At 72.9% G+C, this 16,611-nt stretch carries 15 protein-coding genes; 10 read left to right on the top strand and 5 right to left on the bottom strand.

What is annotated here, in order from left to right:
• Window positions 1–32 precede the first annotated feature (32 nt).
• The 4 genes from fbaA to SSNG_RS16620 all read left to right on the top strand — a co-directional run bounded on the left by fbaA (window position 33) and on the right by SSNG_RS16620 (window position 4,875).
• Window positions 33–1,055 (top strand): class II fructose-bisphosphate aldolase, encoded by a 1,023-nt coding sequence (gene fbaA, locus SSNG_RS16635; RefSeq protein ID WP_007265022.1) that lies wholly within the window; start codon window positions 33–35, stop codon window positions 1,053–1,055.
• 227 nt (window positions 1,056–1,282) lie between these two features.
• Complete coding sequence (locus SSNG_RS16630) at window positions 1,283–1,987, top strand: ScbR family autoregulator-binding transcription factor (RefSeq protein WP_165365003.1); 705 nt, start codon at window positions 1,283–1,285, stop codon at window positions 1,985–1,987.
• 89 nt (window positions 1,988–2,076) lie between these two features.
• Window positions 2,077–2,829 carry a BTAD domain-containing putative transcriptional regulator gene (locus tag SSNG_RS16625; RefSeq protein WP_050779646.1) on the top strand — a complete coding sequence of 251 codons (753 nt, stop codon included), beginning with the start codon at window positions 2,077–2,079 and terminating at the stop codon, window positions 2,827–2,829.
• Between the two features lie 114 nt (window positions 2,830–2,943).
• Window positions 2,944–4,875, top strand: a complete 1,932-nt coding sequence (locus SSNG_RS16620; RefSeq protein WP_007265019.1) for a helix-turn-helix domain-containing protein — start codon at window positions 2,944–2,946, stop codon at window positions 4,873–4,875.
• A gap of 18 nt (window positions 4,876–4,893) precedes the next feature.
• Here the strand turns inward: SSNG_RS16620 and SSNG_RS16615 are convergent, their stop codons facing one another.
• Window positions 4,894–6,144 carry a transposase gene (locus tag SSNG_RS16615; RefSeq protein WP_007265018.1) on the bottom strand — a complete coding sequence of 417 codons (1,251 nt, stop codon included), beginning with the start codon at window positions 6,142–6,144 and terminating at the stop codon, window positions 4,894–4,896.
• A 277-nt stretch (window positions 6,145–6,421) separates the two neighbouring features.
• Here SSNG_RS16615 and SSNG_RS16610 point away from each other — a divergent pair, with 277 nt between their 5' ends.
• The 5 genes from SSNG_RS16610 to SSNG_RS16590 all read left to right on the top strand — a co-directional run bounded on the left by SSNG_RS16610 (window position 6,422) and on the right by SSNG_RS16590 (window position 11,257).
• Window positions 6,422–7,510 carry a CE1758 family FMN-dependent luciferase-like monooxygenase gene (locus SSNG_RS16610; protein WP_007265017.1) on the top strand — a complete coding sequence of 363 codons (1,089 nt, stop codon included), beginning with the start codon at window positions 6,422–6,424 and terminating at the stop codon, window positions 7,508–7,510.
• 68 nt (window positions 7,511–7,578) lie between these two features.
• On the top strand, window positions 7,579–7,992 hold the full coding sequence (locus SSNG_RS16605) for a DUF3151 domain-containing protein (RefSeq protein ID WP_007265016.1): 414 nt from the start codon (window positions 7,579–7,581) through the stop codon (window positions 7,990–7,992).
• Window positions 7,993–8,121: 129 nt separating this feature from the next.
• Window positions 8,122–8,970 (top strand): tryptophan 2,3-dioxygenase family protein, encoded by an 849-nt coding sequence (locus SSNG_RS16600; RefSeq protein WP_007265015.1) that lies wholly within the window; start codon window positions 8,122–8,124, stop codon window positions 8,968–8,970.
• Window positions 8,963–10,204 carry a kynureninase gene (gene kynU, locus SSNG_RS16595; RefSeq protein WP_206731303.1) on the top strand — a complete coding sequence of 414 codons (1,242 nt, stop codon included), beginning with the start codon at window positions 8,963–8,965 and terminating at the stop codon, window positions 10,202–10,204. The genes SSNG_RS16600 and kynU overlap by 8 nt, the downstream gene beginning before the upstream one ends.
• A 171-nt stretch (window positions 10,205–10,375) precedes the next feature.
• On the top strand, window positions 10,376–11,257 hold the full coding sequence (locus SSNG_RS16590; RefSeq protein ID WP_007265013.1) for an alpha/beta hydrolase: 882 nt from the start codon (window positions 10,376–10,378) through the stop codon (window positions 11,255–11,257).
• Window positions 11,258–11,314: 57 nt separating this feature from the next.
• Here SSNG_RS16590 and SSNG_RS16585 read toward each other — a convergent pair whose 3' ends face one another.
• A complete protein-coding gene (locus SSNG_RS16585; protein ID WP_042803633.1) occupies window positions 11,315–11,992 on the bottom strand; it encodes a macro domain-containing protein in 678 nt (225 codons plus the stop codon).
• 169 nt (window positions 11,993–12,161) lie between these two features.
• Here SSNG_RS16585 and SSNG_RS16580 point away from each other — a divergent pair, with 169 nt between their 5' ends.
• Complete coding sequence (locus SSNG_RS16580; RefSeq protein ID WP_007265011.1) at window positions 12,162–13,793, top strand: ADP-ribosyltransferase domain-containing protein; 1,632 nt, start codon at window positions 12,162–12,164, stop codon at window positions 13,791–13,793.
• Window positions 13,794–13,814: 21 nt separating this feature from the next.
• Here the strand turns inward: SSNG_RS16580 and SSNG_RS16575 are convergent, their stop codons facing one another.
• The 3 genes from SSNG_RS16575 to SSNG_RS16565 all read right to left on the bottom strand — a co-directional run bounded on the left by SSNG_RS16575 (window position 13,815) and on the right by SSNG_RS16565 (window position 16,449).
• A complete protein-coding gene (locus SSNG_RS16575; protein WP_007265010.1) occupies window positions 13,815–14,309 on the bottom strand; it encodes a carboxymuconolactone decarboxylase family protein in 495 nt (164 codons plus the stop codon).
• A gap of 83 nt (window positions 14,310–14,392) precedes the next feature.
• Window positions 14,393–15,022 carry a DUF6879 family protein gene (locus SSNG_RS16570; RefSeq protein WP_007265009.1) on the bottom strand — a complete coding sequence of 210 codons (630 nt, stop codon included), beginning with the start codon at window positions 15,020–15,022 and terminating at the stop codon, window positions 14,393–14,395.
• A gap of 143 nt (window positions 15,023–15,165) precedes the next feature.
• Window positions 15,166–16,449, bottom strand: coding sequence for an adenylosuccinate synthase (locus SSNG_RS16565; protein WP_007265008.1), 1,284 nt, complete (start codon window positions 16,447–16,449; stop codon window positions 15,166–15,168).
• Between the last annotated feature and the right edge of the window lie 162 nt (window positions 16,450–16,611).

The raw sequence follows: 16,611 nt of genomic DNA, 5'->3' as shown, positions 1-16,611 counted from the left end.
GCACACTCCCCGCACATCCAAGGAGCGGACAGATGCCCATCGCAACCCCCGAGGTCTACAACGAGATGCTCGACCGGGCGAAGGCAGGCAAGTTCGCCTACCCGGCCATCAACGTCACCTCGACCCAGACCCTGCACGCCGCGCTGCGCGGCTTCGCGGAGGCCGAGAGCGACGGCATCATCCAGATTTCCACCGGTGGTGCCGAGTTCCTGGGCGGCCAGTACAGCAAGGACATGGTGACCGGCGCGGTCGCCCTGGCCGAGTTCGCGCACGTCGTCGCCGCCAAGTACGACGTCACGGTCGCGCTGCACACGGACCACTGCCCCAAGGACAAGCTGGACGGTTACGTACGTCCGCTCCTGGAGGTGTCCGCCGAGCGCGTCGCCCGCGGCCTGAACCCCCTCTTCCAGTCGCACATGTGGGACGGCTCCGCCGAGACCCTGGCCGACAACCTGGCCATCGGCCAGGAGCTGCTCGCCAAGGCCGCCGCCGCGAAGATCATCCTTGAGGTCGAGATCACCCCGACCGGCGGCGAGGAGGACGGCGTCAGCCACGAGATCAACGACGAGCTGTACACCACCGTCGAGGACGCGATCCGCACCGCCGAGGCCCTGGGCCTGGGCGAGAAGGGCCGCTACCTGCTGGCCGCCTCCTTCGGCAACGTGCACGGCGTCTACAAGCCGGGCAACGTCGTCCTGCGCCCCGAGCTGCTCAAGGACCTGCAGGCAGGCGTCGCCGAGAAGTTCGGCAAGGCCTCGCCGTTCGACTTCGTCTTCCACGGCGGTTCGGGTTCCACGCCCGAGGAGATCGCCACCGCGCTGGAGAACGGCGTCGTGAAGATGAACCTCGACACCGACACCCAGTACGCCTTCACCCGCCCGGTCGCGGACCACATGTTCCGCAACTACGACGGTGTCCTGAAGGTCGACGGCGAGGTCGGCAAGAAGTCCACCTACGACCCGCGCACCTGGGGCAAGCTGGCCGAGGCGAGCATGGCCAAGCGCGTCACCCAGGCCTGTGCCGACCTGCGTTCCACCGGCACCAAGCTGAAGTAAGCGGCGAGGACCCGGAAGGGTCCGCCGGGACCTGAGAGAGGGGTCCGCCGGTCCGTCACGGGCCGGCGGGCCCCTCTCTGCGTGCGGGGTGGTGGATTCGGGGGGAATTCGCCCGAGGTGACATACGCCGGTGGACGCGCGGCGGCGCGATGGTGTGGAATCTACTACCCAGAGAAACGTACCCGTGGGGATGTAAAACCGGCGGGCCAGGAGAGGCGACGCCAGCGATGAGGACAGAGCGACCCCAGGTCAAGCAGGAGAGGGCGGTGCGCACGCGCCGGGCGATCCTGGAGGCGGCCGCGCTGGTCTTCGAGGAGCACGGCTACGACACGGCCAAGCTCTCGGACATCGTCAAGATCGCCAACGTCACCAAGGGCGCGCTGTACTTCCACTTCGAGTCCAAGGAAGGCCTGGCCCAGGCCGTCATCGACGCGCAGAACGAGGCGCAGCCGCAGATGCTGCCGCAGCAGTTCAAGGCGCAGGAGTTCGTGGACATCGGCATGGTCTTCTCGCACCAGCTGCGGCACGACGCCCTGATGCGGGCCAGCACCCGGCTCACGCTGGACCACGCGGGCCGGGGCCTCGACCGGGTGACCCCGTACCAGACCTGGATCGAGCTGCACGTCCCGCTGCTGGAAGAGGCCCAGCGGCGCGGGGAGCTGCTGCTGAACGTGGACCCGCGGGTGCCGGCGCGCCTGATCGTGGGCGCGTACGCGGGCCTGAACACCATGTCGTACACGCTCGGGCTGGACCTGGACGTCCAGGTCTCGGAGCTGTACACGCACGTGATGCCCGGCGTGGTGGTCCCGGCCGTGGCGATCCGGCTGGACACCGCCCCCGGCCGGGGCGCGCGGGCGCTGTACGGGCCGCAGGGCGCGCACGAGTGCCGGCACTCCTGTGCGGGCGGGGTGCCCCCGCGGGAGGAGGTCTGACCCCGACCGGCCCCTCACCGGACCCTCCCTCTTCCCAAAAAGATCCTCCTGGGTATTATTTTTCCGCTGGCCGGCCCAGGGAGATCACTGTGGACATTGAGGTACTCGGCACACCGCGGGTCATCGAGAACGGCGTGCCCATCACCGCCCCCACGCCGGAGTCCCGGCACGTCCTGGCCGTCCTCGCGGCCTGTCCCGACCGGGTCGTCCCCGTTTCCGTGCTCGCGGACGAGCTGGTCCGCCGCGTCCCGCCCGAACACGCCCACGCCGCCCTGCACACCGCCGTACGCCGGCTGCGCGAGCGTTTCGCGGAGGCGCTGGGGGCCGGCTCGGTACGGACTCCCGAAGCCGTGTTGTCCACCCGGCCCGGCGGGTATCTTCTCGACACCGCAGGCGGCCGCTGCGACGTCCGCGATTTCGAACGCGAGGCCGGCGCCGGATACCGGGCCATGGAACGCGGCGACCACGGGCAGGCCGCCGCGCGCCTGCGCCGGGCGCTGGACCTGTGGACCGGCCCCGCCCTGGACGGCATCGACGCCGGGACCTGGCTCCGCGGCCGCATCGCCTGCCTCGACGCCGACCGGGTGTCCGTGCTCGGCCAGTGGGCCGAGGCGGAACTCGCCCTCGGACGCCACCGCGAGCTGCGCCTCGCCCTCGCGGTCCTGCGCGGCTCCGGGGCCGGCCGCCCCGGCGGCGCCTACCTGGCGGCGCTGCGCCGGACCGAGGCCCGCGTCGAGGCCGTCCGCAGGACCCCCCCGGCCACCGGCCCCTCCCTGACCGGCTCCTCCCTGACCGGCTCCACCCTGACAGGCGCCTCCCTGACCGGCGCCACCTGCGGCTGACCTGGGGCCCGCGCCCGGGGCAGGCCCCCCGCACCTGCTTGACCCCTCGCCCGGCGGAACCTAGGTTCGGGGCCGGGGACGTAAAGAGGCTGGTCGGGTGGGGGGAGCGGCGGTATGCGACGCGGGGACGGGGGCGGCCCACTGGCCGTACTGGAGCTGCTCGCGCAGGACGCCCCGCCGAGCCGGTACGAGACCCTCCTCGCCGAGGCCCGTGCCGCCGGCGCCGGAGAGGCCGAACTCGCCGACCTCACCCGGGCCGTGGCCCTGGCAGGCTCGGTACGGGCCCGCGCGAGCAGCGGCAAACAGCGCGAGGCCGCCCTCACCGCCCTCGTCGACACCGCCCACGACCTGACCTCCCCGTACGACATCGACGGCCTGCTGCGGCTGATCACCCGCCGGGCCAGGCGGCTCCTCGGCTTCGACATGGCCTGGCTGTCGCTGAGCCGCCCGGACGGCTCGGCGTACGTGCGCACCTCGGAGGGCGAGACCACCGCCCTCAACGTCGGCCTCGAACTCGGCACCGGCCGGGGCCTCGGCAGCATCGCGCAGGCCCGCCGCTCACCGGTGTGGACCCCCGACTACCTCGCCGACTCCTCCATCGCGCACGCCCCCGGCATCGACGCCGTGGTCGAGGCGGAGGGGCTGCACGCGATCATCGCGGTCCCGCTGCGGCGCGGGAACTCCACCCTCGGCGCGCTCTACGGATCCGACCGCGCCGTACGGGAGTTCACCCCGGACGAGATCGGCATCATGCTCTCCCTCGCCGACCTGGCCGCCGTCGCCATCGAGAAGGCCCGGCTGCTGGAGCAGACCCGCGACGAGGTCACCGAGCTGGCGGCCTTCGGTTCGCGCACCAACACCGCCCTCACCCGGGTCCGGTACCTGTGGGAGTGCCACGCCCGGCTGGCCGGGCTGGTCCTGGACGGGGCCGGCCTCGCCACCCTCGCCCGGGCCACCGCCGACGCGCTGGACGGCGTGCTCCAGGTACGGGACCCGGGCGGGCGGCCGCTGACCGCGACCGGGGAACTGCCCGGCCTGGACGAGGACGCGGTGACCAAGGGCGCCCTCCAGGCGCTCACCGACCGCCGCCCGGTGCGCCTGCCCGGCGACCTGTGGCTCGCCCCGGTACTGGCGGGGGCCGAGGACCTCGGGGTGCTGCTGCTGAGCGCCTCCGAACCCCTCGCCGAGGAGGACGTACGGCTGCTCCAGCTGGCCGCCCAGTCCGTGGCCTCACTGATGCTGATCCAGCGCGGCACGGTCGCCGCCGAGGGCCCCGTGCACGACGAACTCCTCGCCGACCTGCTGGACCGCCCGCACTCCGTCGACCTGCACCTGCTGGAACGCACCCGCCGCCTCGGCATCGACCTGGACGGCCCGCACGTGGTGGTCGTGGCCCGGCCGGAGGGCGGCGAGCTGGGCAGGGCCGTGGCCTGGGCGTCCTCGTACGCGTACCGGATGGGCGGGCTCAAGGGCGTCCGCCGCGGCTGCATCGTCCTGGTCTTGCCCGGCACCGACGCCTCCGCCGCCGCGCACCGGGTCTCCGGCGAGCTCTCGCCGCTGCTGGGCCACGCCGTGTCCACCGGGGCCGCGGGCCCCACCGGGAGCCCGGGCGAGGTGGCCCGCGTCTACGCCGAGGCCGTGCGCTGCCTGGACGCGCTGACCGCGCTCGACGGGGTGGGCGGCACCGCCTCCCTGCGCGAACTGGGCTTCCTCGGCATGCTGCTGTCCGCCGACCACGACGTGGAGTCGTTCGTCGCGGCGACCATCGGCCCCGTGCTGGAGTACGACGCGGACCGGCTGACGGAGCTGACCCGCACCCTGGAGGCGTACTTCGCCTCGGGCGCCAGCCCCACCCACGCCGCCGAGGCCCTGCACGTGCACCCCAACACCGTCTCCCGCCGGCTGGACCGCATCGGCGAACTCCTCGGCCCCGACTGGCAGAAGCCCGCCGGGGCGCTGGAGATCCAGATGGCGCTGCGGCTGCGCAAGGCCCGCACCGTCCTGCACGACCGCCGCACGGCCGCCGACCGCTCGAACCCGGTGTAGCCGGGCCGAGCCACCGGGCTACGCCGCCGCGTAGTGCTCCGTACCGGTCAGCGCGCGGGCCGCGTGCGCGACCGAGGCCAGCGTGACGTGCCGGTGCCAGCCGGGCAGGGCCCGCCCGGCGAAGTCGCGCAGCCCCGCCTCCCGGCCGCTGTGCTCGGCGGCGAAGGCGACCCGGCGGCCCTGCTTCGTCAGCCGCAGCAGCGGGCCCACGGGCAGCCGTACCAGGTCCGTCACCCACAGCTGCGCCGGAGGGCGGCGCGGGTCCGTCCACTCGCCGACCAGCAGCAGGTGGCGGCGGCGGGCCGGGGACGGGTCGGGCATCATCACCCGCACCGCGACCGCCAGGGTGCTGCGGTGCCGGCCGCCCGGGAACGCGGGGTCCGGGTCGGTCCACTCCACCGGGGTGCACAGGCCCTTCACCGACTGCAGGACGTCCCGCGCGGGGCGCGCCCCGGCGCCGTGGCCGGGCAGCGCGGGGTCGGTGACGAGCAGCGGCGTCGACGGCGCGACGCGGGCGATGACGGGCAGCCCCGCCTCGGCGAAGCGGTTCATCGTGGACCGGGTGCCGATGCGCTGGATGTCCAGCACCACCGGACGCCGGTTGCCGGTGCGCCGTACCGTCTCGATGACGGCGTCCGCCGCGGACTCCTCGTACGCGGCCTGCGCGTCGGCGGTGTCGAAGGCAGCGGGTGCCCCGGGGGCGCCGGCCGCGCCGGGTGTGCCGGGCGCGCCGGGTGTGCCGGGCGCGCCGGGGGTGTCGTCCTCCGGCAGGTGCATCCGCCACCCGACCGGAGTGACCAGTCCCGCCGAGGCGAACCAGGTCCCGAAGGCCTGCTGCCCCCGGAACATCTGCCCCTGGTGCGGGTCGAAGCGGTGCGCCACCCCCACCGAGTGCTCCCCGCCCTTGGGGATGGCCATCGGCTGCGCCACCCACGCGGTCAGCGGGTTGCCCGCCTGGAGGAACCCCGCGAGCGAGGCGCGGATCGGCTCCCAGTCCCAGGTGGAGCCGGAGATGAAGTGGTGCATGCTCTGCTCGGCGGCCCCGCCCCCGACCTGCCCCGCGATGCCCCGCATCGACTTGCGGCCGGGCAGTGCGAGCAGCCCCTGCACGTACTGCCGGCCCTTCTCCCGCTGGTCCTTGCGGCGCAGGGAGGACAGGACGGCGGCACACAGGTCGTCGGCCGCCTCCCGGGCCGGATCCCGCCGGACCGGCGCCACCGTACCCGTACCCGTACCGGTGCCCCCGCTGATGCTGTTGATGCTGCTCATGACCGCTTTCACGACATGCCCCCTCGGCGTGCGTCCACTGCACCTCTACCGTCGGACGAGCACCCCTCTTCCGGGGAGGTGTGCCGGTCACCGCACTCGGCCGGATCGTGGTGGGGGCGCCACCACACCGGGCGACTTGACGGACTGCCCGGGCGGACCTGGCCGGACCGCCGCGAATCGGGCACGGTCTGCTGGCGGGGCCGCGAACCGCGGTGCCGGGGACTGCCCCCCGCTGCCGCACCCCGCGCGGCGGCGGTGTCGACACGGGAGGGGCGGGGTGCAGTTCGGCGTCTTCTCGATCGGCGAGGTCGTGCCCGACCCGTCGACGGGCCGGACGCCGACCGACCACGAGCGGATCCTGGCCATGACCGCGCTCGCCCTGCGGGCGGAGGACGCCGGGCTCGACGTCTTCGCCACCGGTGAGCACCACAACCCGCCCTACGTGACCTCCTCGCCGCCGGTCCTGCTGGGCTACCTCGCGGCGCGCACCCGGCGGCTGATCCTGTCGACCGCCACCACCCTGGTCACCACCAACGACCCGGTCCGCGTCGCGGAGGAGTACGCGCTGCTCCAGCACCTGGCGGGCGGGCGCCTCGACCTGATCACGGGCCGGGGCAACACCCCCAACTGCTACCCGTGGTTCGGCCAGGACCTGCGCCAGGGCATCGCGCTGGCCCGGGAGAACTACGCCCTGCTGCACCGCCTGTGGCGGGAGGAGGACGTCGACTGGCAGGGCCGCTTCCGGGCCCGCCTGGACGGCTTCACCTCCGTGCCCCGCCCGCTGGGCGGCGTACCGCCCTTCGTGTGGCACGGGTCGGTGCGTTCGCCGGAGACCGCGGAGCGGGCCGCGTACTACGGCGACGGCTTCTTCGCGGACAACCTCTTCGGGCCGGTCGACCAGTACGCCCGGCTGGTGGAGCTGTACCGGGCCCGGTACGAGGAGCACGGCCACGGCACCGCCGAGCAGGCGGTCGTCGGGCTCGGAGGGCAGGTCTTCGTGCGGGCGCGCTCGCAGGACGCGGTGCGGGAGTTCCGTCCGTACTTCGACCGGTCCCGGTTCCACGGCGGGCGCTACTCGCTGGAGGAGTGCGTGGCGCGGACGCCGCTGGCCGTGGGCAGTCCGGACCAGGTGATCGAGAAGGTCCTCGGCTTCCGGGAGGTGTACGGGGACTACCAGCGGCAGCTGTTCGCCGTCGACCACTCCGGGCTGCCGGCGGCGGCGGCCCTGGAGCAGGTCGACGTGCTGGGCGAGCGGATCGTGCCGGTCCTGCGCCGGGAGCTGGCCGCCTCCCGTCCGCCGTCCGTCCCCCCGGGCCCCCGCCATCCTGCGACGGGGCCGGGGCCGGGGCGCGTCGCGGACGGGTGATCCGGGCGCGCCGGCCCGTGAGCCGGGCCCGGGCGCCGGTCGCCGGCTCCGTCGGCCAGACTGAAGCCATGTCGATTCACCAGAACCTGCTCGGGGGCCCCGCCCCCACCCACCTGCCCGACGAGCCCGCGCCCCGCGAGGCCCTCGCCGCCGGCACCGACCCGGCCGAGGTGGCCGCCGCGCACCCCACCTCCTCCCTCGCCTGGGCCGCCCTCGCCGACCAGGCCTTCGAGGCCGGCCGCACGGTCGAGTCGTACGCGTACGCCCGTACGGGCTACCACCGCGGCCTCGACGCGCTGCGCCGCGCCGGCTGGAAGGGCCACGGCCCGGTGCCGTGGGAGCACGAGCCGAACCGAGGCTTCCTGCGCGCCCTGCACGCCCTGGCGCGGGCCGCCGGGGCCATCGGCGAGAAGGAGGAGTACGAGCGCTGCTCCACGTTCCTGCGGGATTCCTCCCAGACGGCGGCGGACACGCTCGCATAACGCTCTCCAGGAGCGCCCTAGAGGGCTTCCGGATCCCCTGCTTATGATGCGGAGCAGGGGACCGGGGCTCCACTTACCTCATCGGAAGGAGCGGACCGCTACCCGGAAGCACGTGTCGAGGAGACAGAAATGTCGCACGCCCTTGATGCCTCCGGAGCCGGTTCGGACACCCCGAACCTCGACTTCGCCGGCACGACTCCGTACGAGGACTACGTCCAGGCGGACGTCCTCACCCACCTCCAGCACCTGCGCTCGGACGATCCCGGCGAGATGGTGTTCCTGGTGACCACCCAGGTCATGGAACTGTGGTTCACGGTCATCGTCCACGAGTGGGAGACCGCCGCCCGCGCCCTGCGCGAGGACGACGTCCCGGTGGCGATGGACGCGCTGAAACGATCCCTCCGTGAGCTGGAGGCCCTGAACGCCTCCTGGCGGCCGCTGGCCCAGCTCACCCCCGCCCAGTTCAACTCGTACCGCGCCGCCCTCGGCGAGGGTTCCGGTTTCCAGTCGGCGATGTACCGCCGGATGGAGTTCCTGCTGGGCGAGAAGTCCGCGTCCATGCTGGTCCCCCACCGGGGCGCCCCGCGGGTCCACGCCGAGCTGGAGAAGGCCCTCCACGAGCCCAGCGTGTACGACGAGACGCTGCGCCTGCTGGCCCGCCGCGGCCTGCCGGTGCCCCAGTCGGTCCTGGACCGGGACCTCGCCCTGCGGTACGAGCCCTCCGCCGAGGTCGAGGCCGTCTGGACGGAGCTCTACGCGGACCCGGCCGGCCGGCACGCCGACCTGCACCGCCTCGGCGAGGTGCTCACGGACGTCGCCGAGCTGGTCTGGCGCTGGCGCAACGACCACCTGGTCGCGACGCGCCGGGCGATGGGCGCGAAGACGGGGACGGGCGGCTCGGCCGGGGTGACCTGGCTGGAGAAGCGCGCCACGAAGAACGTCTTCCCCGAGCTCTGGACGGCCCGCAGCCATGTCTGACGCCGCCCCGGACCTGGACCCGAACCCGAACCCGAATCCGAACCTGATACCGGAGCTGCGGGAGCGGGCCGCGCGCCTCGACGCCGAGGACGGCCTCGGCAAGCTCCGCGAGCGCTTCACCCTGCCCGACGGGGTCGTCTACCTCGACGGGAACTCCCTCGGCGCGCTGCCGGCCGGCGTCCCCGGCGCGGTGGCCGACGTCGTGCACCGCCAGTGGGGCGAGCTCCTCATCCGCTCCTGGGACGAGAGCGGCTGGTGGACCGCCCCGCAGCGGATCGGCGACCGCATCGCCCCGCTGATCGGCGCCGCCCCCGGCCAGGTGACCGTGGGCGACTCCACCAGCGTCAACCTCTTCAAGGCCCTCGTCGGCGCCGCCCGCCTGGCGGCGCCCGGCCGGACCCGGATGCTGGTCGACGCCACCACCTTCCCGACGGACGGCTACATCGCCGCGTCCGCCGCCCGGATGACCGGCCTCGAACTCGTTCCGGTCGACCCCTCCGACGCGGCCGGCGCCCTCGGCGACGACACCGCGGTGGTGCTGCTCAACCACGTCGACTACCGCACCGGCCGGCTGCACGACCTGCCCGGCCTCACCGCGGCCGCGCACGCCGCGGGCGCGCTGATCGTCTGGGACCTGTGCCACAGCGCCGGGGCCCTGCCCGTCGGGCTCGACGCCCACTGCGTCGACCTGGCGGTGGGCTGCACCTACAAGTACCTCAACGGCGGCCCCGGCTCCCCGGCCTACATCTACGTGGCCGAACGGCACCAGGGCGCCTTCGACTCCCCGCTGCCCGGCTGGAACGGCCACGCGGAGCCCTTCGCGATGACCCCGGACTACGTCCCCGCCGAGGGACCGGCCCGGATGCGCGTCGGGACCCCGGACATCCTGTCGATGCTGGCCCTGGAGTCGGCCCTCGACGCCTGGGAGGGCGTCGACGTCGAGGCCGTGCGCGCCAAGTCGCTCGCGCTGACGGACTTCTTCCTCGAATGCGTGGCCGCGTACGTGCCGCGGGGCCGGGTCGAGCCGGTCACCCCGGCCGAGCACGCCCGGCGCGGCAGCCAGGTCTCGCTGCGCGCGGAGGGGGCCCGCGAGGTGATGGCGGAGCTCATCTCCAGGGGGGTCGTCGGCGACTTCCGCGCCCCCGACGTCCTGCGGTTCGGATTCACCCCGCTCTACGTCGGTTTCGCCGATGTGGAGCGCGCCGCACGCACACTGGGTCACATTTTCGGGTGACGCGGTAGCGAAACGTCACACCACGGGGCGGGCGGGGCTACGGCTCCGCCCGCCTCCGTGCGCCCACCTTCCGGCGGCCGGCGGCCCGTGTCGGCCTGGTACGGTCCCGCTCAGTCGGAACACCGGAACATCTGTCCCCCCTGTCCCACGCGTTACCGAGAGGTTGAGCCGATGACGGACCCCGCAGTCGAACGGGACGCCGCCGAGGCCGCCTCGGCCTTCGCCCACCCCCCGGTCGGGCCCGACGCGAGCGCCGCGTACGGGGACCACCCCGACCAGGTCATCGACTTCTACGCCCCGCGCGGGGACGCCACGGGCCCGGGCTCCGCCCCGCTGGTCGTGGTCCTGCACGGCGGTGCCTGGCGGGCCCCCTACGACCGGCAGCACGTCACCCCCTTCGTGGACCTGCTGGCCCGGCGCGGTTTCGCCGTCGCCAACGTCGAGTACCGGCGCGGCGGTTCCCTGCCCCGCCAGGGCGGCGACGGGCCGGTGGCCGGCCGCTGGCCCGACACCTTCGACGACGTGGCCGCCGCCATGGACGCCCTGCCCGCCCTGGCCGCGACCGCGCTGCCCGCCGCCGACTTCCGCCGGACCGTGGTGACCGGCCACTCGGCGGGCGGACAGCTCGCGCTGTGGGCGGCGGCGCGGCACGTGCTCCCGGCCGGCTCCCCCTGGCGGCTGCCCGCCCCGCCGCCGCTGCGCGGTGTGGTGGCGCTGGCCCCGATCGCGGACTTCGCGGTCGCGGAGGAACTCGGCGTCTGCGGCGGCGCGTCGGCACAGCTGCTGGGCGGTCCGGAGCACTGGGAGGCCCGGCTGCCCTGCGCCGACCCGGCGGCGCTGCTCCCGACGGGCATCGCCACCACCGTGGTGCACGGGCGCGAGGACATCGTGGTCCCGCCCGCGGTGGCGGAGTCGTACGTGGCCGCGGCGGCGAAGGCCGGCGAGATGGTCGGCCTGACCCTGGTCGAGGGCGTCGGCCACTTCCCCCTGATCGATCCGGCGGCGGACGCCTGCGCGGTGGTCGCGGAGGAGATCTCCCAACTCGCCTGGTAGCCGGTGCCCTTTGCCGCCCTTTGCCGCCCTTTGCCGCCCCTTGCCGCCCCCGGCCGGTCAGCGCCGGGCCGCGGCCCGCTTCGGCGGGGTGATGCGGACCCGCTTCCCGGCGGGGGCGTTCTCTATGTCGTCGAGTTGCGCGGTGATCGTGGCGCGCAGGTCGTCGTAGTCGTCGAAGCGGTGGTCGTTGAAGAGGGTGTAGCCGGTCCACATCAGGTTCGCGCAGACCCGCGCCGGCACGCGGCCGGTCCGGGCGCCCATGCCGACCAGCGCCACCGAGCGGATGCTGCCGGGCTTCTCGTCGTTCTGCCGGTGGACCGCCTGGAAGGCGGCCGCGCAGGCCAGGGCCACGTTCAACGTCTGGCTGACGTTCTGCGAGGACGTCTCCATCGTCGGCGTCGAGATCAGGAAGCGCGGGGTGACGGCCCCGGACGGCACGCACACCGCGCTGCCCACCGGGAAGCTGCCCGCGAACCCGTCGCGTATCGCCCGCTGCACGCGCAGCTGGATTCCCGCCCCCAGGAAGCGCTTGACGGCCGCGTCGACCCCGCCGTCCATCCGGCCGCGGGAGTTGGTCGGGCTGACCCACGCGTCGACGTCCTCGTCGAGGATCGAGCCCCGGCGGATCTCGATCCCGGGGGTGTCGGCGAAGGCGGCCCGCCACGACTCCACCACTGCGGCGTTGACGTCGGTCAGTACGACCCTGAGCGCAGGCTGCACGCGGTCCTCGGTCATCATCCACTCCAATCGGGAATCGGTCTTTCCGACCACTCACCACGCTAGCGGCGGGCACTGACAATCCCCTTCAGTCCGGCCCCCGGTGATGGTCGGTCAGCGTTGTCAGTGGCCGCTGCTAGCCTGCGGAAAGACTCGAAATCCGGTTCGACATTTCGGAGTTACCGCCATGCCCGAAACCAATTCCCCGGCCGATCCCGCACAGCCCGACCCCCATGATCCGCTGGCCCTCGCCGAATTGTTCAAGGGCGGTGGCGAACCGTGGTTTCCCCTGCTGAAGCCCGTCATCGAGGGCCGGCCGAACGCGGCCGCGTTCATCGGCGCGGGCCGCAGCCCGGAAGTCGTCCCGGTCCGCGAGCTGACCTTCCAGGCGCTCAAGCCGAATCCACCGCACAAGTGGAAGGTCGTCGTCTTCGGGCAGAACCCCTATCCGCGGCCGGAAAGCGCCACCGGCATAGCGATGTTCGACAACACCTTCCACGACTGGAAGGACAGCCAGTTCGGCCGGGTCGTCAGCATTCGCTGCATCATCAAGGCAGCGGCGATGTGGAAGCACGGAATTCCCAAGAAGACCCCCATCGCCGACATACGCGCGCTCCTCAAGGAGCGGGACACCGTGCAGCCGCCGGAATGGTTCCAGGCGATGCTCACCCAGGGCGTGCTCCTGCTGAACGCCGCGCTCACCGCGAGCAGCGACGGGACCCGGGGCGGCGCCGATCCGCACACCGCCTTCTGGCGGCCGGTCGCCGAACGCATCGTCGAGGAGATCCTCAAGGCCAAGCAGGACGCCGACGAGGAGGACCGCGGCGTCGTCTTCGCCTGGTGGGGCGCCCACGCGCGCAGCCTGAAGAAGGTCGTCCTCGAACTCCAGAAGAAGTACCCCGGCGTCGAGGTCCGGCACATCGACCACGCCAATCCGGCGGCGCAGGGCGACGTCTTCTGTGACGGCGACCACTTCGCGACGGTCAACGACGCGCTCGCGTCCGTGGGCGCGGCCCCCGTCGACTGGCTCCCGGAGAAGGGGTGGAACGAGCGCGCCGAAGGGGCCGGCGGGGCGGGCGGCGAGGACGTCGCGGCACGCATGGGCGCCTTCATCACCTCCACGATGGAGCTGCACCAGCTGTATCTGGAGCGCCTCTCCAGCGTGAAGGACGAGGGCCTCGTCCTCCCCGCCATCACCGGTGTGTTCGACACCCCGCTCATGGAATTCCGGGACGCCGTCGCGCCCGTCGCCGAGCTGCTGTCCGGACTCGGCCGGCACGTCGACCGGTCGTACGAGTTCGGCAGGACGCGGGCGGACGGAGCGGCCGGCGGGCTGTCCGCCGACGCGGTCTCCGCGCTCTACCTCTACACCTGCGAGTCCGCGTTCTACCGGGAGATCAACGCCGTCCTGCGCTCACCGGACCGCTCCCGGCTCGTCCCGTACCTGCCCTACCTGCGGCTGCTGTTCGCCGCCGTGTCCGGGCTGCCCGCGCGCACCGAACCGCTGTACCGGGGCGTGGCGCTGGACCTGCGGGCGCAGTACCCGCCGGGCCGCACCGTCACCTGGTGGGGCGTGTCCTCCTGCACGCCGAAGCTCGGTGTCGCGCGGGGGTTCCTCGGCAGCCGCGGCAAGCGGACGCTCTTCGAGGTGGTGCCCGCCCGGGCGGTCGGCATCCGGGACTTCTCCGCGTTCACCGAGGAGGAGGAGTTCATCCTCTCCCCGGGAACGCAGCTGAGGGTCACGGACGTGCGGACCGAGCGCGGCGGCCTGTGCACGGTGCGGCTGACCGAGCTGGAGGAGCAGACCCTGGTCTCCTGACCCGGTGTGTGCCGCCGGTCCTCAGTCCCACTGCTGGTCGGCGAGGGAGGCCACCGGCTGGGGCTTGCCGATCACCGCCAGCGCGATGAAGAAGTTGATCTGCCCGATCGCGATGGTGAGGGTGGCCAGCGCCTTCTCGTCGTAGTGCTTCGCGACCTCGGCGTACAGCTCGTCCGGGACGCGCTCCTGTCCGCGCGGGGCGGGCTGGAGGGTGGCCTCCACCAGGGCGAGCGCGGCGCGCTCGGCCGGGGTGAAGTACGGCGCGTCCTGCCAGGAGGAGACGGCGGTGATCCGCTCCTCGGACTCGCCGGCCTTGCGGAGGAAGGCGGTGTTCAGGACGGTCAGGTAGGTGTTGTGGACGATCTGGCCGGCGCGCAGGTGCACCAGGCTGATCGTGGTGCGCGGCACCGAGCGGTTGCCGGTGGCGCGGAAGAGGGCGGCGCTGATGTCGCTCAGCTCGGGCACGAACTCGCCCGGGTCGGGCATCCGGGAGATCGAGGCGGGGGCGTTCGTCATGGCTGGTGCTCTCCTTCGGTCGGTGTCTTCACAGCACTGACCCGGGGGAGGGCGCGGATGTGACAGGCCCGGAGGAGATTTTTTCAGGTCGCCGGGGGCGGCGGCAGGTGCGCGACGGAGTGGGTGAAGTAGTTCCGCAGGTCCTCGGCCATCGCGTAGGCCCGCTTCACGTACACCTCCCAGGGCCGGACGATCGCCGGGTCCTCGTACCGGCGGCTGCCCGTGTGGACTCCGGCGGGGGTGTGGAGGACCTCGTACAGGACCTGGCCGTCGACGATCACGATCTCGGGGAGCCTGCCGCCGCCGGCCGCCTCGGCGAAGGAGAACTCCTCGGCGGACAGCACCCGCGTCTGGTGCCCGGCCTCGGCGCGCATGTGGAGCCAGTGCAGCTGCCAGCGCATGTACGGGGACAGCGGCTCCTCCACCACCCGCAGCCGACGGAAGGCGGAGCCGTTGCGGCTCTCGTCGTCGGCGGCCCGGCGCGCCGTGGTGCGTTCCGCCTCGATCAGCCGGAGCACCTCCCGCCAGTCGCCGCGGCGCAGCGCGTCCCGGGTGGGGTTTCCGGTCTCCTCGAAGTGCTGGAGCCGCTCCAGCTGCCAGGACTCGCCGTTGCGGACCGACGCGCGGCGGACCCGCAGCTCTTCGGCGTAGGCGTCGGCGTCGAGCGCCTCGCCTCGGGTGGCCGGGAGCGCCGGCGCGCGGAGGTCGTGCATCTGGAATCCCCAGCCCTGGGTGACGGTGCCCCGACTGTACCGAACGTGATCCACCGGGTGCGGTACGTGTTCGCGCGGGTCTGCGGAAAACGCCGAAGGGGCGGGGGGCGCGGTGCGCTCCCCGCCCCTTCGGGCGGCTGTGCCTAGAGGAACGAGTTGATCTCGATCGTCTCGGTGCGGCCGGGGCCGACGCCGATCGCGGAGATCGGGGCGCCCGACATCTCCTCCAGCGCCTTCACGTAGTTCTGCGCGTTCTTCGGCAGGTCGGCGAAGGTCTTGGCCTTGGTGATGTCCTCGGACCAGCCCGGGAGGGTTTCGTAGATCGGCTTCGCGTGGTGGAAGTCGGTCTGCGAGTAGGGCAGCTCCTCGACGCGCTTGCCGTCGATCTCGTACGCGACGCAGACCGGGATCTCCTCCCAGCCGGTCAGCACGTCCAGCTTGGTGAGGAAGAAGTCCGTCAGGCCGTTCACGCGGGTGGCGTAGCGGGCGATCGGGGCGTCGAACCAGCCGCAGCGGCGGTCGCGGCCGGTGGTCACGCCGCGCTCGCCGCCGATGCGGCGCAGCGCCTCGCCGTCCTCGTCGAACAGCTCGGTCGGGAACGGGCCCGCGCCGACGCGGGTCGTGTAGGCCTTGAGGATGCCGATGACGCGGCTGATCTTCGTCGGGCCGACGCCGGTGCCGGTGCAGGCGCCGCCGGCGGTCGGGTTCGAGGAGGTGACGAAGGGGTACGTGCCGTGGTCGACGTCGAGCAGGGTGCCCTGGCCGCCCTCGAAGAGCACGACCTTGTCCTCGTCCAGCGCGTTGTTGAGGATCAGGGTGGTGTCGGCGACGTACGGCTTGATCTGCTCCGCGTACTGGAGCATCTCCTCGACGATCGCGGAGGCCTCGATGGCGCGGCGGTTGTACAGCTTCGCGAGGAGCTGGTTCTTGCCCTCCAGGGCCGCTTCGACCTTCTGGGTGAGGATCGACTCGTCGTAGAGGTCCTGGACGCGGATGCCGATGCGGTTGATCTTGTCCGCGTAGGTCGGGCCGATGCCGCGGCCGGTCGTGCCGATCTTGCGCTTGCCGAGGAAGCGCTCGCCGACCTTGTCGAGGGTGACGTTGTACGGCGTGATCAGGTGCGCGTTGCCGCTGATGAGCAGCTTGGAGGTGTCGATGCCGCGCTCGTTCAGACCGCGCAGCTCGGAGAGCAGGACGGCCGGGTCGACGACGACACCGTTGCCGATGACCGGGGTGCATCCGGGGGAGAGGATGCCGGAAGGGAGAAGGTGGAGCGCGTACTTCTGGTCGCCTACGACGACCGTGTGGCCGGCGTTGTTGCCGCCCTGGTAGCGCACCACATAGTCAACGGATCCACCGAGCAGGTCGGTGGCCTTTCCCTTGCCCTCGTCACCCCACTGAGCTCCGAGCAGCACAAGAGCGGGCACAGGCGTACACCTCTTCCGGATGGGGCATGTCCAAGGTCAGGGGGCGTACGACGATGTACACCGCAGGCTGAGCCGTCGGACCGGTGCCCCGGAATAGACGAAGGCCCTGGCGCAATAGCGCAAGGGCCTCTTGCACAAAGATGCTACCCGAGGAAGGACCGA

It is taken from the genome of Streptomyces sp. C (assembly GCF_000158895.1).
Taxonomy (GTDB): Bacteria; Actinomycetota; Actinomycetes; order Streptomycetales; family Streptomycetaceae; genus Streptomyces; species Streptomyces racemochromogenes.
This window is presented reverse-complemented; position numbering and strand designations above follow the sequence as displayed.